General features: G+C 35.1%; 21 protein-coding genes. 7 read left to right on the top strand and 14 right to left on the bottom strand.

All coding sequences use genetic code 11. From position 1 onward, the window contains the following. Positions 1–29 precede the first annotated feature (29 nt). From DB891_RS08025 to dnaA, 8 genes are all read right to left on the bottom strand, one after another. The gene (locus tag DB891_RS08025) at positions 30–593 is read right to left on the bottom strand and encodes a DUF5683 domain-containing protein (protein ID WP_116762326.1); all 564 of its coding nucleotides are present in this window, start codon (positions 591–593) and stop codon (positions 30–32) included. Next, positions 593–1,492, bottom strand: a complete 900-nt coding sequence (locus DB891_RS08020) for a ParB/RepB/Spo0J family partition protein (protein WP_116762324.1) — start codon at positions 1,490–1,492, stop codon at positions 593–595. The genes DB891_RS08025 and DB891_RS08020 overlap by 1 nt, the downstream gene beginning before the upstream one ends. A 4-nt stretch (positions 1,493–1,496) precedes the next feature. After that, positions 1,497–2,264, bottom strand: a complete 768-nt coding sequence (locus tag DB891_RS08015) for a ParA family protein (protein ID WP_116762322.1) — start codon at positions 2,262–2,264, stop codon at positions 1,497–1,499. Between the two features lie 247 nt (positions 2,265–2,511). Continuing rightward, positions 2,512–3,393, bottom strand: coding sequence for an SDR family oxidoreductase (locus tag DB891_RS08010; RefSeq protein ID WP_189337126.1), 882 nt, complete (start codon positions 3,391–3,393; stop codon positions 2,512–2,514). Between the two features lie 227 nt (positions 3,394–3,620). Continuing rightward, entirely contained in the window at positions 3,621–4,748 is a 1,128-nt protein-coding gene (locus DB891_RS08005) for a methionine aminotransferase (protein WP_116762320.1), read from the bottom strand. An 83-nt stretch (positions 4,749–4,831) separates the two neighbouring features. Then, positions 4,832–5,554 carry an SAM-dependent methyltransferase gene (locus DB891_RS08000; RefSeq protein WP_116762318.1) on the bottom strand — a complete coding sequence of 241 codons (723 nt, stop codon included), beginning with the start codon at positions 5,552–5,554 and terminating at the stop codon, positions 4,832–4,834. 111 nt (positions 5,555–5,665) lie between these two features. Beyond that, entirely contained in the window at positions 5,666–6,133 is a 468-nt protein-coding gene (locus DB891_RS07995) for a low molecular weight protein-tyrosine-phosphatase (protein ID WP_116762316.1), read from the bottom strand. A 7-nt stretch (positions 6,134–6,140) separates the two neighbouring features. Next, a complete protein-coding gene (dnaA, locus tag DB891_RS07990; protein WP_116762314.1) occupies positions 6,141–7,568 on the bottom strand; it encodes a chromosomal replication initiator protein DnaA in 1,428 nt (475 codons plus the stop codon). Positions 7,569–7,753: 185 nt separating this feature from the next. Between dnaA and DB891_RS07985 the strand changes: the two genes are divergently transcribed. Next, positions 7,754–8,158: an acyl-CoA thioesterase gene (locus DB891_RS07985; protein WP_116762312.1), complete on the top strand. Its 405-nt coding sequence runs from the start codon at positions 7,754–7,756 to the stop codon at positions 8,156–8,158. A 30-nt stretch (positions 8,159–8,188) separates the two neighbouring features. On the opposite strand, the gene DB891_RS07980 is transcribed toward DB891_RS07985, so the two are convergent. The 3 genes from DB891_RS07980 to ribD form a co-directional block, all read right to left on the bottom strand. Beyond that, a complete protein-coding gene (locus tag DB891_RS07980; RefSeq protein ID WP_116762311.1) occupies positions 8,189–8,812 on the bottom strand; it encodes an IMPACT family protein in 624 nt (207 codons plus the stop codon). Between the two features lie 141 nt (positions 8,813–8,953). After that, complete coding sequence (locus DB891_RS07975; protein ID WP_116762309.1) at positions 8,954–9,559, bottom strand: HAD family hydrolase; 606 nt, start codon at positions 9,557–9,559, stop codon at positions 8,954–8,956. Further along, entirely contained in the window at positions 9,552–10,595 is a 1,044-nt protein-coding gene (gene ribD, locus DB891_RS07970; protein WP_116762307.1) for a bifunctional diaminohydroxyphosphoribosylaminopyrimidine deaminase/5-amino-6-(5-phosphoribosylamino)uracil reductase RibD, read from the bottom strand. Before ribD ends, DB891_RS07975 begins: the two co-directional genes overlap by 8 nt. Positions 10,596–10,714: 119 nt before the next feature. Between ribD and DB891_RS07965 the strand changes: the two genes are divergently transcribed. Further along, positions 10,715–11,200: a GNAT family N-acetyltransferase gene (locus DB891_RS07965; RefSeq protein WP_116762305.1), complete on the top strand. Its 486-nt coding sequence runs from the start codon at positions 10,715–10,717 to the stop codon at positions 11,198–11,200. Between the two features lie 87 nt (positions 11,201–11,287). Continuing rightward, entirely contained in the window at positions 11,288–12,145 is an 858-nt protein-coding gene (prmC, locus tag DB891_RS07960) for a peptide chain release factor N(5)-glutamine methyltransferase (protein ID WP_116762304.1), read from the top strand. A 203-nt stretch (positions 12,146–12,348) separates the two neighbouring features. Here prmC and DB891_RS07955 read toward each other — a convergent pair whose 3' ends face one another. Then, the gene (locus DB891_RS07955) at positions 12,349–13,593 is read right to left on the bottom strand and encodes an ABC transporter permease (RefSeq protein WP_189337125.1); all 1,245 of its coding nucleotides are present in this window, start codon (positions 13,591–13,593) and stop codon (positions 12,349–12,351) included. A 335-nt stretch (positions 13,594–13,928) separates the two neighbouring features. On the opposite strand from DB891_RS07955, the gene hisS reads away from it, so the two are divergent. Further along, on the top strand, positions 13,929–15,299 hold the full coding sequence (gene hisS / locus DB891_RS07950) for a histidine--tRNA ligase (protein WP_116762302.1): 1,371 nt from the start codon (positions 13,929–13,931) through the stop codon (positions 15,297–15,299). A gap of 313 nt (positions 15,300–15,612) precedes the next feature. After that, a complete protein-coding gene (locus tag DB891_RS07945; RefSeq protein ID WP_116762300.1) occupies positions 15,613–16,311 on the top strand; it encodes an alpha/beta hydrolase in 699 nt (232 codons plus the stop codon). A gap of 22 nt (positions 16,312–16,333) precedes the next feature. Here DB891_RS07945 and DB891_RS07940 read toward each other — a convergent pair whose 3' ends face one another. Both DB891_RS07940 and DB891_RS07935 read right to left on the bottom strand, forming a co-directional pair. Then, positions 16,334–17,029, bottom strand: coding sequence for a TlpA family protein disulfide reductase (locus DB891_RS07940; RefSeq protein ID WP_116762299.1), 696 nt, complete (start codon positions 17,027–17,029; stop codon positions 16,334–16,336). A 177-nt stretch (positions 17,030–17,206) separates the two neighbouring features. Then, the gene (locus DB891_RS07935) at positions 17,207–17,722 is read right to left on the bottom strand and encodes a DUF2892 domain-containing protein (protein ID WP_116762298.1); all 516 of its coding nucleotides are present in this window, start codon (positions 17,720–17,722) and stop codon (positions 17,207–17,209) included. A gap of 166 nt (positions 17,723–17,888) precedes the next feature. On the opposite strand from DB891_RS07935, the gene rpmH reads away from it, so the two are divergent. Both rpmH and carB read left to right on the top strand, forming a co-directional pair. Next, positions 17,889–18,050, top strand: coding sequence for a 50S ribosomal protein L34 (rpmH, locus tag DB891_RS07930; protein WP_007136275.1), 162 nt, complete (start codon positions 17,889–17,891; stop codon positions 18,048–18,050). Between the two features lie 151 nt (positions 18,051–18,201). Continuing rightward, on the top strand, positions 18,202–21,057 hold the full coding sequence (gene carB, locus DB891_RS07925; RefSeq protein WP_116762297.1) for a carbamoyl-phosphate synthase large subunit: 2,856 nt from the start codon (positions 18,202–18,204) through the stop codon (positions 21,055–21,057). Positions 21,058–21,094 lie beyond the last annotated feature (37 nt).

Here is a 21,094-nt window from a genome sequence, read left to right as displayed (position 1 = left end):
TTTAAAAAGAAACGAATGGTATTTCGAATCTAAAAACGATAATTAAGGGTTAGTCCCAAATTTGATTTTAATGTTACAGCATCGGGATTAAATTCTGGTCGTAACGATAAATTTTCATTGACATTAAACTGTATCAAGGCAGCATCAACATTGGCATCTATGATGTTTAATACGTAAAAACCCAATGCAAATAATGCGGATAGAGAGGCATTTCTTTTGTAAATATCTTGAGCGTTAATAAGCTGCTCGTTTGAAAGGTAGTCGTAAGCAGGATCTGGATTACCTGCTAACCTACTTTTGTAAGCATCTCTGTATTGGTTGTAGAGTTTTGTATTGTCAATGTATAAATAAACACTGGTTCCAATCGCACCGTATACGATTGGAATTTTCCAGTATTTTTTATTATAGGCTTGACCTAAACCTGGTAAAATTGCCGAGTAAAAAGCAGCTTTTGCGGGTGTTAAGGGGTCGTATTTGTCGGATTTTATTGTGTCTTTTGGTTTTAGAACAGCATCATCTGTTTTTGCTTGCGCAAAAAGGGATGCGCTTCCAAAAAGAAAAAGAAGTAGGCCTATGGAAATGATTTTATTCACTACCCTTTTATTAATTTTATAATTCTATTGAAGTCTTCTTCAGAATGAAATGGAATGGTGATTTTACCTTTTCCGTTTCCTGCCACTTTTACATCAATTTTTGTTCCAAAATACTGATTAAACGTGTCTTTGTGTTCGTCTTCGATTACAAATGAAGCCGGTTTTGTCGCGTTAACAGGTTTTGGTTTTAAACTTTCATGGTAGTTTTTTACCAAAGCCTCCGTTTCTCTAACCGAAAGATTTTGGCTTACAATTTTTTGATAAATATCCGTTTGAACATCGTGATCTTCAATATTGATGATCGCTCGACCGTGCCCCATGCTAATAAAACCGTCACGAATTCCAGTTTGGATTATTGGATCTAGTTTTAAAAGTCTTAAATAATTGGCAATAGTAGAACGTTTTTTACCCACTCTTTCACTCATTTGCTCTTGTGTCAATTGAATTTCGTCAATTAATCGTTGGTAAGAAAGTGCAATTTCTATTGGATCTAAATCATGACGTTGGATGTTTTCAACCAAGGCCATAACAAGCGATTCATTATCGTTTGCAATACGAATATAAGCAGGAACTGTTGTTAAACCAATCAAAGTTGATGCGCGCAAACGACGCTCACCCGAGATTAATTGGTACTTATTAAAGTCTAATTTACGAACAGTAATTGGTTGAATAACACCTAATTCCTTAATAGAAGTCGCCAATTCTCTCAGTGACTCTTCATTGAAATTACTTCTGGGCTGAAATGGATTTATTTCTATAGCATCAATTTCAAGCTCTATAATATTCCCAACAACTTTATCGGCATTTTTATCATCTACAGATTTAATATCGTTTTCAGGATCTTTTAATAATGCAGATAAACCCCTTCCTAAGGCTTGTTTTTTTATTGCTTTTGACATAGAACTATTTACTGTTTTTCTTTATGATTTCTTGAGCTAGGTGTAAATAATTTATAGCTCCTTTGCTTGTAGCGTCATAGTTTATAATGCTTTCGCCAAAACTAGGTGCTTCACTCAATTTTACATTTCTTTGAATCACTGTTTCAAAGACCATATCGTTAAAGTGTTTTTGAACTTCTTCTACAACCTGATTCGATAAACGCAGTCTAGAGTCAAACATCGTCAATAATAAACCTTCGATATCTAAATCTGGATTGTGAATTTTTTGAATACTTTTAATCGTATTCAATAATTTACCTAAACCTTCTAAGGCAAAATATTCGCATTGAATTGGAATAACCACCGAGTCAGCTGCCGTCAAGGCATTCAAAGTTAATAGTCCAAGAGAGGGAGCGCAATCAATGATGATATAATCATATTTATCTTTTACGCTATCCAATGCTTTTTTAAGCATATATTCCCTATTTTCTTTGTCGACTAATTCTATTTCAATCGCAACTAGATCAATATGTGCTGGAATTACATCTACATTTGGTGAGGAACATTTTATAATGGCCTCCGATGGTGTGTGGCTATGTTCAAGAATTTGATAAGTTCCGATTTCAACAGTTTCTACATCAATCCCTAAACCTGATGTGGCATTTGCCTGAGGATCAGCATCTATTAGTAATACTTTTTTTTCTAAAACACCTAACGAAGCCGCTAAGTTAATAGAAGTAGTAGTCTTTCCAACTCCACCTTTCTGATTCGCAATCGCTATGATTTTGCCCATTTATTTTCTAAATTTTGAACGGTAAAAATACAATTATTTATGGGTTTAGAAAATCTATTTTGTTAACAAAAACAAATAGTTTTTATACGCGCCAATTAATCACAACAATACTGTTTATTCTTTGTTTTTTAGTAACTATTATAACTAAAAAAAGAGAACCGTATGGATAGTTCTCTTTTTAGATTTGTTATTTAGACTTTATTTCTGAATATTTTCAACGGTTGTTGAGACTGATCACAGAATGCTGCTAACTTTTTTTCTTTGCTTTAATCATCATTTCTAATTGATCCCAAAGTTCTTCGGGTATGGCTTCGAGTAAATTGAATTGTCCTGCGCCTTTTAACCATTCGCCTCCATCAATGACAATTACTTCTCCATTTACATAGGCAGAAAAGTCCGAAACTAAATAAGCCGCTAAATTGGCTAGTTCTTGATGATCTCCAACGCGTTTCAAAGGTACTTTCTTTGCCATGTCAAATTTTTCGGCTAGATCTCCCGGCAATAATCGATCCCAAGCTCCTTTGGTAGGGAATGGCCCTGGTGCAATTGCATTGGTACGGATTCCGTATTTTGCCCATTCTACCGCAAGACTTCTGGTCATGGCAAGAACTCCTGCTTTTGCAGTGGCACTCGGAACAACATAAGCCGAACCTGTCCAAGCATAAGTAGTGACAATATTCAAAACGGTTGCTGAAGTTTGTTTGGTGTCTATCCAATGTTTTCCAAAGGCAAGGGTGCAGTTTTTGGATCCTTTTAAAACAATATCAATTACGGTATCAAAGGCATTGGCCGATAAACGTTCGGTTGGCGAAATGAAATTTCCCGCGGCATTATTCAGTAAAACATCTACTTTGCCAAAAGCTTTCAATACTTCCTGTAGCATGTTTTCTACTTCTTCATAATGGCGAACATCGCATTGAAGCGGTAAGCAAGTACCACCTGTTTCGGCTTCTAATTCTTGGGCGGTATTTTTTAGCTTTTCTAAATCTCTGGAAGTTATGGCTACTTTTGCGCCTAATTCTAGGAAGTATTTAGTCATCGCTTTTCCTAAGCCGCTTCCGCCTCCTGTAACTACTATTACTTTGCCTTTTAAGGCATCGTCTCTCAACATTTTATCGGTATAACTCATAATTTATATATTTTTTTGGATTGTAAATATAGTACAAAAATAGTATGCATGCATAATAATAACAGTAAAGGTTACTTTTCAGTCTCAGTCTCAGTTTTCAGAATTGTTTGTTGATATTGTATTTTGGTTTCTCATATAATGTTTTAATAAAGGGGTTTTATTTTAGATTTTTTTAAAAAAAATTAACGCCCTTATTTTGATCTGATAACTGAGACTGAGACTGAAAACTAAATTTTGCACAATCTTCTCGCGGCTTCTTCTAAAGTTTGATTGTCTTTGGCAAAGCAAAAACGGATTAATTTTAAATCTTTTCCATCTGCATAAAAAGTAGATATGGGGATAGCGGCAACTCCATAATCCGTTATTAATCGCTTGCAAAAATCAACATCGCTTTCGTTGGAGATTTTGGCATAGGATACTACTTGAAAATAAGTTCCCTCGCAAGGCATTAGTTCGAACCTGCTGTTTTGTAATAATGATCTAAAATAATCTCGCTTTTCCTGATAGAATGAGCCGATTTCGTTCACATCAACTAGATCTATGTATTTGGAAACAGCCACTTGGCAAATGCTGTTGACACTAAAGACTAGAAATTGATGCACTTTTTTGATTTCTTTCATCAAGTATTCTGGCGCTACAAGATAACCTATTTTCCAACCCGTAATATGAAATGATTTTCCAAAGGAGGAAACCATGATGCAGCGATCGAACAGTTTTTTTCGAGTATGAGTAGAAATGTGTTTTTGTTCGAAAGTGATATATTCGTACACTTCGTCAGAAAGTAATAAGACATTTGGATGTTTTTCTAAAAGCGTTTCCAGATTCTCAAAATCGGATTCGTTTAAAATTTTCCCCGTAGGATTATGCGGATTATTGATGATGATCATTTTGGTTTTATCCGAAAATGCATTTGCAATAGTATTCCAATTGGGAGTGTAATCATCGTTGAGGGCTATACGTATGGGTTTCGCTTGACTCAATAGAATAGGCGCTTCATAACAATCATAGCTTGGATCCAGAATAATGACTTCATCATCTGGTTTTAATAAAGCGAGCAATGTTGTAAAGATGGCCTGAGTGGCACCGGCAGTAACAAGTATTTCGGTATCGGGAAGGATGGTACGGTTGTAAGATGATTTTACCAATGTTGCAATTTTGGCTAGCAAAGGAGGGTAACCTGACATGGGAGTATATTGATGTACGTCTTCATATGCCAGTTGGGAAACAATTTTGGAAAGTCTTTCGTCTACAGGAAAGTTTGGAAATCCTTGCGAAAGATTGATTGCGTTGTATTCGGCAGCCATTTTAGACATAACCGTAAAGATGCTGGTCGTTACATTTGGTAATTTACTCATAAAGAAAAATCGTCAATTAGAATATAAAAGTACAGTTTTATCCTAATTGACGAGTTGTTTTATTTGAGAAAAAAATAACGAACTTACATTTTATGAATGATAAAAATAGTAGGACGATTGTGTAGATCGACGGTTTCTTTTTTCCAGGCTGAGGCTCTTTTTGTTTTTATGTATTCTGTTGGAAGTGTGATGTCTGTGGCAATGCAGAGGTAGGTTTCTGGATTGATGGCTTGTAGAATATCTTCCAACATTTTGTTGTTTCTATAAGGTGTTTCTATAAAAATCTGGGATTGATTTTTGTCTAAAGATAATTTTTCTAGGTTTTTAAGAGCGGTTTTCTTTTCTCCTTTATCTATAGGTAAGTACCCATTGAAAGTGAAACTTTGACCGTTCATTCCTGAGGCCATCATAGCCAATAATATAGAGGAAGGTCCAACAAGTGGTATCACTTGGATGCCTTTGTCATGGGCTAGTTTTACAATTGCAGCACCTGGATCGGCTACTCCCGGACATCCGGCTTCGCTCATGAGTCCCATGCTTTTGCCTTCCAAAAGAGGTTTGATAAACTCTTGGTGGTCTTTGGGTTCGGTGTATTTATTGAGAACAAAAAGCTTTAATTCGGATTGTTTTTTCTCTGGATTGGTCAGTTTGATGGATTTTCGAGCCGTTTTGTCATTCTCGACCACATAATAATCAATCAGCTCAACGCATCTTTTAATGGTTTGTGGTAAAACATCCATTGGGTCGCAATCACCCATGGTGGTTGGGATTAAATATAGTTTTCCAAAAAGAGGTGCTGGTTTCATAGTTGTGACTTTTGATTTTTAGAAATAAGATATTTTCTAGCCTTCTAAATAATGGTTTCTGGCTAGTGTATTTACCGTTGCGGGCAAAGATAAAAAACTTATTTAGTTTTCTTAGGAATGTTTGGCAATCAACTTGTGGGCAATGACTTCGCAAGCTTCGTCGAGCATTTTGTAGACTATGTTAAAACCATTTTCCATACCGTAGTAAGGATCTGGGACGTCTACATTTTCGTTTGGGAAGATTTCGTTCAAAATGAGTTGCACTTTGTTTTTTTGCATTTCGTTTTTGGCCAGATCAATTACATTGCTATAATTATTGTTGTCCATTACAAAGATGTAATCGAAAGCATCAAAATCTGATGTTGCAAATTGTCGTCCTTTTTGATTGGCAATGTTTAAACCATTTTTTTTGGCGGTGGCAATAGAACGACTGTCCGGAGCGCGACCAATGTGCCAAGAACCGGTTCCTGCTGAATCTACAAGAAATTTTTCTTTTGGAAGTTTAGAGGCTAATATGCCTTCGGCCAAAGGCGAACGACAAATATTACCCAAACAGACCATTAAAATTTTGACAGGCATACTGCGTTTATAGCGTTAATTTAGAATTAATATCCTCGACGTATTTTTTAAATTGTTTGTCGGTTGCTACTAAATTGTCTACTGTTTTGCAGGCGTGTAAAACGGTTGCGTGATCACGGTCTCCTATTTGTGAACCAATATTAGCCAAAGAGGCTTTAGTGAATTTCTTAGCAAAAAACATAGCCAGTTGTCTAGCTTGTACAACGTGTCTTTTTCTTGTTTTGGATTGTAGCGTTTCTAAATCCAATTGGAAATAATCGGAAACAATTTTTTGAATGTAATCGATAGAGATTTCTCTTTTTACATTTTTCACAAATTTCTCTACGACACTTTTGGCCAGTTCAATAGTCACTTCTTTTTTGTTGAAAGAAGATTGTGCGATCAAAGAAATAATTGCGCCTTCAAGTTCACGAACATTCGATTTGATGTTACGAGCTACGTATTCTATGATTTCGTTTGGAATTTCAACTCCATCACGATATAGGATATTCTTTAAGATAGAAATTCTAGTTTCATAATCGGGTTGGTGCAACTCGGCAGACAATCCCCATTTGAAACGAGATAATAAACGTTGCTCAATATCTTGCATGTCAACTGGAGCCTTGTCTGAAGTCAAGATTACCTGTTTTCCGTTTTGGTGCAAGTAATTGAAAATGTGAAAAAACACATCTTGCGTTCCTGATTTTCCAGATAGGAATTGAACATCATCAATGATTAAAACATCTATTAATTGGTAGAAATGAATAAAGTCGTTTCTGTTATTTTTCTTAACCGAGTCAATATATTGTTGGGTAAAAATTTCGGCCGAAATATATAGAACGGTTTTTTCTGGATATTTATCTTTGATTTCAACACCAATAGCGTGGGCTAAGTGTGTTTTTCCCAATCCAACACCTCCGAAAATCAATAACGGATTAAAAGATGTACCTCCTGGTTTGTTGGCAACAGCCATACCAGCAGATCGGGCTAATCTGTTAGAGTCTCCTTCAAGAAAATTATCAAAACTATAGTTTGCATTCAATTGTGATTCGATTTTTAAATTACGAATCCCAGGAATGATAAATGGGTTTTTTAATTCTGGATTTAGGTTTTTAAAAGGAGCATCTACCTCTTGAGCTTTCATTGGAGCTCTATTGGCACTTGGCAATTGTTCCGTAAACGGTTGTTTATTGCCATAAGTGTTTTCCATTTTGATTTTATAGAGTAACTTTGCGTTTTTGCCAAGTTCTTTAGTTAAGGCCACTTTTAGTAATTTTACATAGTGTTCTTCTAACCATTCGTAGAAAAATTTACTAGGTACTTGAATGTATAATGCATTATCGGTAAGTTCAACTGATTTGATAGGCTCGAACCAAGTTTTGTAAGCCTGATCTTGAATGTTGTCCTTTATGAAGGACAGACAGTTTTCCCATACTGATTGTGCAGTTTTGTTCATATATCTAGTTAAATTATTTCTTATTTGGGTACTTATTATCTTATTAAAAGAATCTAAATATTATTCTTTTTTCGGGATAACAAATATGTGAACAATTATCTGTAAAAAAAAATAATTTAGGTTATAATTTTTGGAAATATTGTTGTAAGGCGCTTTTTTAAATTTTAAATTTTAAGACATAATTAATGAAAGATCATCAAATTCAAGTTCGTGTTCGTTACTCAGAAACAGACCAAATGGGGGTTGTTTATCATGGAAATTACATACCCTATTTCGAGATAGGAAGGGTTGAATGGCTCAGAAACAAAGGGATTTCATATAAAAAGATGGAAGAGAGCGGTATTGCTTTGCCGATTGTGAATATGAATATCAATTATAAAAAATCGGCGGTGTATGATGAGTTGTTGACGGTACACACGGTTTTTAAAAGTCAGACGTCCGTGAAGATTGAATTTGATTGTGCAATTTACAACGAAGCAAAGGAGTTATTAACAACTGCCCAATTTATGTTGGTTTTTGTATCCTTAAAAACTGGCAGACCAACAGCACCTCCAGATTACATTTTGGAACTACTAAAAACTTTTGAATAATTGTCAAAAGGAGTTCTTTTTAATGAGAATTTATAGTTTTATTATGTCAATTTCAAACAAAGATTTAAAAATGTCGAACACTATTTCGGCATTTTTTTTCCTGGTTTTTATTGCAATTTTGCCAATAGGTAAATCGGTGTCTTCATTTATTTCCATTTCTTGGGAAACAATATCCAATTTTTTTTCTTTGATCACCCTCATGACTTTGTTCATGTTTTTATAGTCAAACGAAATTTGGAAATGAACGTCAATTGTTTTTTCGATAATCTCACACGATTCCAAAGTAATTTGTGCAGATGTTTTGTACGCCGAAATTAGTCCGCCAACTCCTAGCTTTACGCCACCAAATATTCGAACAACCACAGCAAGAACATTGGTAAGTCCAAAGGATTGTATTTGACCATAAATTGGAGCTCCTGCTGTATTGCTAGGTTCTCCGTCATCATTAGCTCTGTATTGAATGGTTTCGGTACCTATTTGATAGGCATAGCAGAAATGACCAGCGTTAGGGTGTTGCTTTTTTAAGGTCTCGATAATGGGTTTTACTTCTTCCTCCGATTCAATTGGAAAAGCATAACCGAAGAATTTACTGTTTTTTTCTTTGAAAAGGGTTTCTTCAGAGGGAAGTGCAATGGTATTGTAAGTGTCTTTCATTTTTCAATGGCAAAAAATCAATCTCAATCTCAATGGCAATTTCAAAAATCAATTTCAAGATTCAATTTAATTTGTTTTAATTTTTTAAAGCGTTGTAGTTGTATTTGTTTTTATTGCCATTGAAATTGAATTTTGCCATTGTTATTGTATTATTTTTTTATCAAACAAATCAACGACGTCTTCTTTTCCTACTTGTAGATTCCATACTTGAAAACCAAGCACTGATGCAGCATCGGTATTTTCTTTTTTATCATCTACAAATAAGGTTTGCTTGGCTTGAAGTCCGTTTTGATCGAGTACAAAGTTGTACGTTTCAGGATTGGGTTTTCTCATTCCAATTTCATAAGAGAAATAAATTTTTTCAAAGCATTGATAAAAAGAGCTATAAAAAGAAATTCCGAATTTTTGTTCGAAAGTTTCAATGTGAATAGCATCGGTATTGCTTAATAAAAACAATCGGTATTTTTTGGAAAGCATTTGAAGAAACTCCAATCGATACAATGGGAAGTCTAGTAGTATGGCATTCCAAGCTTTCGAAATGTCTTCGATGGATGCATTAGCGGTATGTTTTTGAATTCCGGATAAAAAATCTTCTCCAGAAATAGCCCCTACTTCATAGTATAAATTCAGTTGGTCTAAGTCTTCATTCCAATGGGATATCCCAAGATTTTTTAAGCCATCCATAGTGGCTTGCTTGTCTAAGTTGATGAATACATCTCCAAAGTCAAAAATAATAGTGTTAATCATGGTTTCTAGCTATTATAAGTTCATCGTCGCCGATTGCGTTTTTTTCGTAGATTGATTTTGAAATTTGAGGGGCTTTTGTTCCATTGCCAAACGTCAATTTCCCAATAAATATGCGAGCTTCATCCCAAAGATTGGCATCGATAAAGGTCTGCAGCGTTTGAAGGCCACCTTCAATAATAACCGATTGAATTTGATGTTGGAATAAGACTTGTGCGATTTGGGTCGCTATATTTTGTTTAAAATCAATTACTTCAAAGATAGTGTTTTCTTTGTTGACTGCATTTGTTGATTTGGTAAATACAATAGTTTTAATTTGATTATCAAAAACAGCATTTTCTTCCGGGATGCGATTGTTTTGATCTAATACTAATCGGACGGGGTTGTTACCGTGCCAATCTCTCGCATTCAGTTTTGGGTTGTCTTCAATAACAGTTTGCGTTCCCACGAGAATGGCTTGTTCCTCGGTTCGCCATTTGTGAACCAATTGTCTGGAATAGGCATTGGTAATCCAAACGGGTTTTTTTTCAGATTTTTCAAGAGGGGCAATAAATCCGTCTGGGCTTTGAGCCCATTTTAATATAATATAAGGTCTTTTCTTTTGATGAAAAATAAAAAAACGTCTGTTGAGTTCGTTGCATTCGTCTTCAAGAACACCAATAGTAACATGAATTCCTGCTTCGATTAGTTTTTTAATGCCATTTCCCGCCACTTTTACGTTGGGATCAACAGTGCCAATAACGACATTCGGAATTTTATTTTTTATAATCAAATCGCAGCAAGGAGGTGTTTTTCCAAAATGGCTACACGGTTCCAGGCTCACATAAATAGTCGCTTTTTTCAGTAACGATTTATCTTGTACCGAATTTACAGCATTGACCTCGGCATGGGGTTCTCCCGCTTTTTTATGCCAACCTTCACCTATGATTTTGCCATCATAAACAATAACGCTCCCAACCATGGGATTGGGGTAGGTGGTTCCTAGTCCGTTTTTGGCTAAGGCTATGCAACGGCTCATGTATTTTTCATGTATTTTCACTATGCAAAAGTAGTAATTTTGAATTTAGTCCCGAAGCTTCGGGATTAGTTTTGAAACTTAGGATGTTTTACCATTTACAATCTCTATTTTTGTTTTCAGAATTAATAATAAAATACGTCATGGATAATTGGATTATTAGAAAAATACAGGAAGAAGACAATCAGTCGGTTGCTCAATTGATACGATCCGTTTTTGATGAATTGAATATTCCGAAAGTTGGAACGGCTTATGAAGATCCTTATCTTGATTTGATGTTTGAGGAATACAATAAACCACGATCGGCTTATTTTGTAGTGGAAAGTGAAGGTCGTATTATTGGCGGGGCAGGAGTGGCGCCACTGGCAAACGAAGCCGAAATGTATTGCGAATTGCAAAAAATGTATTTTCTTCCAGAAACCCGTGGAAAGGGAATTGGAAGTCAAATGATGGAGCAATGTTTGCAAAGTGCGAGGGATTTTGGTTTCGAAAAATGTTATCTTGAAACGATGCCTTTTATGCTCGATGCTCAAAAGCTGTATAAAAAAGTAGGTTTCGAATACATTTGTGCTCCAATGGGAAGTACAGGGCATACGAGTTGTCCAGTTTGGATGCTTAAAGTGCTATGATTTTAGATTTTTGATTAACGATATTTGATTTCAGATTTATGAACGAAAGCTAAAAAAAATAAAAACTACTCCAATTTAGAATAAAACATGAAAATAAAAGAATACAGAACTCAATTCATTCAAGAACTTACTTCGATGTATGGCGAAGGCGAAGCGGAGAGTTTTTTCTATTTGATATTGGAAGAAAAGCAGCAATTGAAAAGAATTGATTTGGCTTTGCAGCCTGATTTGGTTTTGTCGGCATCAGCAATCAAGGTTTGGAATTCGATTTTGGAACAATTAAAATTGGAAATTCCGATTCAGTATTTGTTAGGGAAAACGAGTTTTTATGGACTGGATTTTGAGGTCAATGAAAATGTTTTGATTCCAAGACCCGAAACTGAGGAGTTGGTAGATTGGATTATATCTAACAATCAAAAAAGCGAACCTTCTAAAAATTTAAAAATTTTAGACATCGGGACAGGAAGTGGATGCATCGCTATTTCGTTGGCAAAGAACCTTCCGAATACGCATGTTTTTGCGATTGATGTTTCTGAAAAAGCTTTGGCAACCGCCAAAAAAAATGCGGTTCACAATGAAGTAACCGTTACGTTTATTGAACAAAATATTCTTGAAACTCTAGATTTAGGAAAAGATTTCGATATTATTGTTTCAAATCCGCCCTATGTTCGGAATCTCGAAAAAGAGGAAATCAAGAAAAATGTTCTGGATAATGAGCCTCATTTGGCTCTTTTTGTGGAGGATCATGATGCCTTGATTTTTTATAGAAAAATAGCCGAATTGGCTCAAAAAAACCTTTCTAATTCAGGACAATTGTATTTTGAAATCAATCAGTATTTAGGAAAAGAAATGGTTGAATTACTTCAAAAAATGGATTTTAAGAATATAGAACTTAGGAAAGATATTTATGGGAATGATAGGATGATGAAAGGTCTTCATTTGTAATATTCAGTTTTCGTTTTACGTAATGCGCGTGAGGGGTAGAAGCAAGTTACCTTGTAACGCGGATGACCCGACCGCATTAAGGAAATGGGCAACTAGCACGTGTGGTTAGTAGCCCATTTTCTTAATGTGGTCACGCCCAAATTGTTTTGGTAAATACTTAGTGTGATTGCTTTGTTCCTCGCAATGACGTTGAAAACTGAAATCTACTCGTAGCGCAAAGCTTCAATAGGATCCAGATTTGCGGATTTTACGGCAGGATACAAGCCAGAAACAAGAGCTACGATAAAACTGGTTACAAAAGCCGCCATAATGGCTTGCCACGGAATGACAAAAACAAAATCCATAGCAGTTGATATTCCGTAGCCAATTAAGATTCCGAAAATAATCCCGACTAAACCTCCTAGTTGTCCAATTAATAGTGTTTCTATAAAAAACTGAAAAGCGATAGTCCTTTTTTTGGCTCCCAACGCTTTGCGAACCCCAATTTCTCGAGTGCGTTCGGTTACCGAAACAATCATGATATTCATCAAGGCAATAGAAGAACCCAAAATAGTGATAATGCCAATAAGCCAAGAGGCGAATCCTAAATATTTTGTGATACCAAGGATTCGATTAATCAAATCATCGCTTCTCACTATGGCAAAATTATTGTCTTTTACCGGACTTAATTTTCGAACTCTGCGCATGACGCTATTGGCATTGTCAATGGCTTGATCCAGCAATTCTTTTTTTGCGACCATGATGCTCAAGGTGTAGTTAATGTTGGGAGTTGTAAACAAGGAACGAGCTACTTGTATCGGAATAAAAACCCTTAAATCTTGGCTTTTTCCAAAAGTAGACCCTTTTTCTTTTAGGACACCTATGACTTTAAACTTGGCACCACGAATCGAAATGGTTTTTCCAATAGGATTTACGTCTTTTAGGATTCCTTTTTCAAAATCGGAACCTACAATACAGGAGAATGTATTGTTGCTAATGTCAAAATTGGTGAAATTTCTACCTGAACTGGTTTCAAGACCCGAATTGACCAAAAAATGTTCATCTACACCCAAAACACTTATTTGGGGATCTGTTTTTTCGGCTTCATATTTTACTTCGGCAGTAGTGGTTGCAGTAAATGAAAGCGATGTTTCGGTCAGCGGATAATTGTATTTGTTCTTGAAAGCGACCGCTTCGGGGTAGGAAATAACAGGATTTATAATTTCGCGTTCCCCACCACCACGTCTTCGAGAGTTGTTTTCGTATTGATTGATATTAAAAGTATTGGCTCCCATAGAAGCAAAATCAGAAGATAACGTGTTTTCTAGTGCAGATACAACGGTTAAAATTCCAACCAAAGCCGTTATGCCAATAGCGATAATCATTACTGTAAGTATCGTTCGTAGTAATTGAGTTCGGATAGAACCAAACGCAATTCGGATATTTTCTTTAAAAAGTTTTATCATCATAGTTGTTTGACTCGAAAGTACAAATTTTGTTACAATTATGATTTTAGAAATTCCTTTAAATGTTTTTCAGGAGCTATTTCCAGCTATCCGCTCGTATCTTTTCTAGTTCCGTCTCGTCAAAAAAGACGAGAGGGAACTAGAAAAGGATACCGCTTCTATCTGGGCTAGGGCATTCCGTTACTAAAGAACCATGAAATTAAATCACAAAATTTTCAAACTTAATTATTTTAAAAGTAAGATATTTGCAAAATGATTTAAAAAGAATGTTTTTGGATTAAGTAATCTTTGCTTGAATCTAAAATCTAAAATCTGCAATCTAAAATCTACAATTAACAATGGCATCAAAACCAAGTATTCCAAAAGGAACCAGAGATTTTTCACCTGCTGAGGTGGCAAAAAGACAATACATTATCCAAATTATAAAAAGCAATTTCGAGAAATTTGGATTCCAACCTATAGAAACTCCTTCATTCGAAAACTCCGAAACCCTAATGGGGAAATACGGAGAAGAAGGCGACCGATTGATATTTAAAATATTGAATTCGGGAGATTTTTTGGCAAAAGCCAATGCTACTCATTTAGAAGCCAAAGACAGTACGAAATTGATTTCCAGCATTTCGGAAAAAGCACTTCGTTATGATTTGACTGTTCCGTTTGCACGTTACGTGGTTCAACACCAAAACGAAATTGAATTCCCTTTTAAAAGATACCAAATCCAACCCGTTTGGCGTGCCGACCGTCCACAAAAAGGGCGTTTCAGAGAATTTTCCCAATGTGATGCCGATGTGGTAGGGTCAAAATCCCTTTGGCAAGAAGTAGAGTTGGTACAATTGTATGATTCTGTTTTTACCACTTTGGGTCTAGAAGGGGTTACGATAAAAATCAACAATAGAAAAATACTTTCTGGAATTGCCGAAGTTATTGGTGCATCAGATAAGTTGATTGACTTTACGGTAGCTTTAGACAAACTCGATAAAATAGGCGAGGACGGTGTGAAAAAGGAAATGATTGAAAAAGGAATTTCTGAAGAAGCGATCACAAAAGTACAGCCGTTATTCAATTTCACTGGAACGATATCGGAGAAAATCGAGAAGCTTTCTGTTTTATTGTCTTCGTCAGCCGAAGGAATGAAAGGAGTGGAAGAACTTCGTTTTATTTGCGATAATGTTATCAATTTGGGATTGTCAACGGCAAGTTTAGATTTGGATGTGACATTGGCCAGAGGATTGAATTATTATACAGGCGCTATTTTTGAAGTGGCTGCGCCCAAAACTGTTGCCATGGGATCCATTGGCGGAGGAGGTCGTTACGACGATCTTACTGGGATTTTTGGATTAAAAAATATGAGTGGAGTAGGAATCTCTTTTGGGCTAGACCGAATCTGTTTGGTTATCGAAGAGTTAGGTTTGTTTCCAGAAACGGTAACGTCTACCTCAAAAGCGTTGTTCATTAACTACGGAGATAAAGAAGCTTTTTATTCGATGAAAGCGATTAAGGAATTGCGTGCTGACGGAATAAAAGTAGAACTGTATCCGGATAATACCAAAGTAGCCAAACAATTTCAACATGCCGATAAACGCTTCATTCCTTTTGCGGTAATCGTTGGCGAGGAAGAAATAAAAGATAATCAGTATAGTTTGAAAGATTTAGTTTCTGGAGAACAGAAAAAAGTAAGCTTAGAGGAACTGAAAGAAATCTTAAAATAACACGAAAGGCTGCCTAAATTTGAGCAGCCTTTTTTTATGGAGTTTAAACCTAGAATCCGCATTAGAAATCTACTGCATCTGAATTCTTCTGCAAAATCAAGCACTTACTCCCATTTTTAAAATCAAAATACAAAAGTATTCCTCATTTAAAAATAGTCCGTGAGCACTTGCTTTTATTGAATAATTCAGCTTCGCTACGAAGTCTAATGCGGATTCTGGGTTAAAATAAAATCTTTGATTAGTATTTCGGAGCTCTTTTTGATAAATTGCAGTAATTTACGCATAGAAAAAGCAATAAATGATTTAAATTATTATGAGTAAAATTCCAGTGTATTTTATGCCGGGTTTGGCGGCAAGTGTTGCTATTTTTGAGAGGATTAAACTTCCTGAGGATCAATTTGAGATGTTTTTTTTGGAGTGGGAGATTCCTCTTGAAAAAGAAACTTTGACCGAGTATGCCAAACGGATGACAACAAAAATAAAGCACGAAAACCCAGTGTTAATTGGTGTCTCTTTTGGAGGGATTCTGGTTCAGGAAATGGCAGGTTTTATAGCTGCTAGGAAAGTAATTATTATTTCTAGTGTAAAAACCAATCTTGAATTTCCAAGGAGAATGATTGTTGCAAAAACAACGAAGGCTTACAAGTTGATTCCATTAAGTTTGGTTCAAAATATAGAAAGTTTGGCCAAGTTTTCTTTTGGTAATAAAATAAATCAAAGACTTAAATTGTACGAAAAATTTCTTTCAGTTCGGGATAAGCGTTATCTGGATTGGGCGATTGAACAGGTTATCTTGTGGGATCGAACCATCGCTGATCAAAATGTGATTCATATACACGGGGATTTAGACGATATTTTTCCAATTCGATATATTAAAAAATGTATCATCGTAACGGGAGGAACTCATATTATGATTCTTAATAAGTATAAATGGCTAAATGCCAACTTGCCTTCAATAATTATGGGTACTCCTAATTTAGATGAATTAGCGATGAAGAAGCGTTTTTGCTAAGTATTGCGAAAATATAAAATACTTAGTTAGTGGTAAATCCTTTGTTGTTGGATACGGCATGTACAAGGTTTTCATTAATGTCTTTGCTAAAGTAGTTATAACTAGTAATGATGGCTTGTTTGATCGGGGTTTTTAATTTAATGGTGTTTTCAAAATGTTTGATGTTAACTACATTTTTATTTTCATCTATAAATATAGAAGTTGGAAAACCTAATGTGTGTTTAATGGTTGCTACAAGGTGAGCGTCTTTTGTATAATTTTCATTTGCATAACAAACTTTAATATCATCACTGAATTTATAGGCTATATTTTTAATGTCACTTTTCTTATCCCAAAAAATTACGATAATTTGCATGTCATTACGGTGTTCTTTAGCCAATATATTTAAAGCGGGAATCTCTCCTTTTGTAATTACACACCAAGAAGCATAAGTAATTATAAAAATAGGTTTGTTGATTCGATTTATTTTTACATTTTTTTCCTTGTAAACTTTAAGATTAAAATCGTCAAATTTGGTTCCTACAAGTTTGTTTTTTACTAAGGAATCAAAAAGATCTTTACCTTCCTTTATGTTGTTTCTTTCGTATGCTTTATTGGATGCTTTAGTGTATGACTTAGTGTTTTTTCGTATAGCGTCAGAAAAATAGTTAATCGTATCTTGGCTGTAAGAAAATGAAATCGATAAAGTAAACAGCATTGTGAGTAAAAATCTGCGCATAATGGGCTAATTATAAAACGTTTAGCAAAAATATCCGCTTTGTGTTTAAGTATGCTAAATTGTCGACACAATACTTATAAATCCGATTAAGTGAGTTAAATTCATAAAAAAAGCCATTCTAAAGTGAATGGCTTGTTTATGAAGTGTTTAAAAAAGTAAATTTTAATGTTGTGATCGTTATATTTTCTTCATTTGTTCTTTCATCATCACAATTTGATCTTTTAGCATGTTTTGCTTGTCTAATTTTTTAGCTTCATTCAATAATGATGTTGCTTCTAGTTTTCTTCTGCGTGTCATGGCAACTCCAGCTAGGTTTAATTTGGCTACAGCCAAATCCATATCCATAGATAAACCTAATTCGATCGCTTTTTTGAAATATTTCTCGGCTTGATTGATATTGGTTTGCGAAAGCATTATTCCGTGTAAGTAATTGAAATATCCTTGTTGTTTTCTTACTAAAGCTGTTTCCGGGTTTTTAATGTAAGCCAACCATTTTTTGGCTCCCTCAAAGTCTTGTTTTCTCAATTTTAGGAACGCAAGTAAGATAAACTCGTTTTTGAAATATAAAAAAACCGGTATTCCAGATAATAAAATAAGGAATATTCCGTTACCAATATTACTTTCAGTAAATTGCCAAATGCCAGTAACTATAATAAGTCCGGCAATAATAAGTTTAATATTTTTATGAAACATAATGTATAAAGTTTTAAGGTTGCAAAGATAGTAAAAGGAATTAAAAATATTTTTTAAAAACTACTTGCCAGAAAAAAAAGTCTTTGTATATTTGCACTCGGTTTTAGAATAATGGTTATTCAAAAATAAATAGACACTTAATTAAGATTTTTAAACATACAAAGCAATGAGTAAAAGAACATTTCAACCATCGAAAAGAAAAAGAAGAAATAAGCACGGATTTATGGACAGAATGGCTTCTGCTAATGGAAGAAAAGTTCTTGCGCGTAGAAGAGCTAAAGGAAGACATAAATTGACTGTTTCTTGTGAACCAAGACACAAAAAATAATGTTTGTATAAACATAAATAAGGCGTTACTTTTTTTTAGTATCGCCTTTTTTTATACCCAAGCGGTAATGAAGTTTTAAAGTTAAGATTTGAAGGATGTAACAAACTTCAAACTTTAAGTGATAAAAATAATAACTACAATATAAAATAAAATGCCAAAAGATACATCTATAAAATCGGTTTTAATAATAGGTTCTGGTCCAATTGTAATTGGTCAAGCGTGTGAATTTGATTATGCGGGTTCACAATCTGCACGTTCTATTCGTGAAGAGGGAATCGAAGTGATCTTAATCAATTCGAATCCTGCCACAATTATGACAGACCCTTCTATGGCGGATCATGTTTATTTGTTGCCTTTAACTACTAAATCAATCATCCAAATCCTAAAAGAGCATCCACAAATTGATGCTGTACTTCCAACCATGGGGGGGCAAACGGCGCTGAATTTGTGTCTGGAAGCTGAAGAAAAAGGAATTTGGCAAGATTTTGGAGTGAAATTGATTGGGGTTGATGTTAATGCAATCAATATTACTGAAGATAGGGAGCAATTCAAACAACTTTTAAAGAAAATTAATGTACCTACTGCACCTGCTGAAATTTGCAACTCTTATTTAAGGGGAAAAGAAATTGCACAAGAATTTGGTTTTCCACTGGTTATCCGTCCTTCTTTTACCTTGGGTGGAACTGGAGCTGCAATTGTTTATAAAAAAGAAGATTTTGATGAGCTTTTAACTAGAGGTTTAGAAGCGTCGCCAATTCACGAAGTTTTAATTGATAAAGCTTTAATGGGTTGGAAAGAATACGAATTGGAATTGTTGAGAGACAAGAACGATAATGTGGTTATTATCTGTTCTATCGAAAACATGGACCCAATGGGAATTCATACCGGAGATTCAATCACTGTTGCGCCAGCAATGACGCTGTCTGATAAAACTTTCCAAAAATTACGTGATTATGCTATATTAATGATGCGAAGTATCGGAAACTTTGCTGGAGGATGTAATGTACAGTTTGCCGTTTCTCCAGACGAAAAAGAAGATATCGTAGCTATCGAAATCAATCCTCGTGTGTCACGTTCGTCAGCATTGGCATCTAAAGCAACAGGGTATCCTATTGCGAAAATTGCTTCTAAACTAGCTCTTGGATACAATTTGGATGAATTGCAAAACCAAATTACCAAATCTACTTCGGCTCTTTTTGAACCAACTTTGGATTATGTGATTGTGAAAATTCCACGTTGGAACTTTGATAAATTTGAAGGTGCCGACAGAACTTTGGGACTTCAAATGAAATCGGTAGGGGAAGTGATGGGAATTGGACGTTCGTTCCAAGAAGCATTACACAAAGCGACTCAATCATTAGAAATAAAAAGAAACGGTCTTGGTGCCGATGGAAAAGGATATACAAATTATGAGCAAATTATCGAGAAACTAACTTTTGCGAGTTGGGATCGTGTTTTTGTAATTTATGATGCCATTGCAATGGGAATCCCGTTGAGTCGCATTCATGAAATCACAAAAATTGATATGTGGTTCTTAAAACAATACGAGGAACTTTATACTTTAGAAAAAGAAATTTCGAATTATAAAGTAGAAACTTTGCCAAGAGAATTATTGCTTGAAGCTAAACAAAAAGGATTTGCTGACAGACAAATTGCTCACATGGTGGGTTGTCTTGAAAGTCAAGTGCATACTTTGCGTTCGACAATGAATATCAACCGTGTGTTTAAATTGGTTGATACGTGTGCCGCGGAGTTTAAAGCTAAAACACCTTATTACTACTCTACTTTTGAAGCCGAAATTGAGAAAGCAAACGGAGAACGTTATGTAGACAACGAAAGTATTGTAACTGATAAAAAGAAAATAATAGTTCTTGGTTCGGGACCAAACAGAATTGGACAAGGAATCGAGTTTGATTATTCTTGTGTGCATGGAGTGCTTGCCGCCAAAGAGTGCGGTTATGAAACCATCATGATCAACTGTAATCCAGAAACGGTTTCGACTGATTTTGACACAGCCGATAAATTGTATTTTGAACCGGTTTTCTGGGAACATATTTATGACATCATTCAACATGAAAAACCAGAAGGGGTAATTGTACAATTAGGAGGTCAGACAGCTCTTAAATTAGCTGAGAAATTATCTAAATACGGTATTAAAATTATAGGAACAAGTTTTGATGCATTAGATTTAGCCGAAGATAGAGGACGTTTCTCTGATTTGTTGACCGAATTAAAAATTCCTTTTCCACAATTTGGAATCGCAGAAACAGCTGACGAAGCATCTGCACTTGCTGATACTTTAGACTTTCCATTATTGATTCGTCCTTCTTATGTATTGGGTGGTCAAGGAATGAAAATCGTAATCAACAAGCAGGAATTAGAGGAGCATGTGGTCAATTTGTTGAAAACTATTCCAGGGAACAAATTACTTTTGGATCATTACCTTGACGGAGCGATAGAGGCGGAAGCTGATGCGATTTGTGATGCTGATGGTAATGTTTATATCATAGGGATTATGGAGCACATCGAACCTTGCGGAGTGCATTCTGGTGATAGTAATGCGACTTTGCCACCCTTTAACTTAGGAGAGTTTGTGATGCAACAAATAAAAGATCATACTCATAATATTGCTAGAGCTTTAAAAACAGTTGGTTTAATCAATATTCAGTTTGCGATAAAAGACGATACTGTTTATATCATTGAGGCTAATCCTAGGGCTTCTAGAACAGTGCCATTTATTGCAAAAGCGTATGGCGAGCCGTATGTAAATTATGCCACAAAAGTAATGTTGGGTCATAATAAAGTAACTGATTTTGATTTTAACCCACAGTTAAAAGGATTTGCCATCAAGCAGCCAGTTTTCTCTTTCAGTAAATTCCATAATGTAAATAAAGCGTTAGGACCAGAAATGAAATCGACAGGAGAAAGCATCTTGTTTATTGATGACTTAAAAGACGATCAGTTCTATGAGTTGTACTCTAGAAGAAAAATGTATTTAAGCAAATAAAAAACTTAGATTTAGAATATTTAAAAGCCCCGTTTGG

The organism is Flavobacterium laiguense, from assembly GCF_003097655.1.
Taxonomy (GTDB): Bacteria; Bacteroidota; Bacteroidia; order Flavobacteriales; family Flavobacteriaceae; genus Flavobacterium; species Flavobacterium laiguense.
The sequence above is the reverse complement of the archived record's forward strand: the minus strand, read 5'-3'. Positions and strand labels throughout refer to the sequence as shown.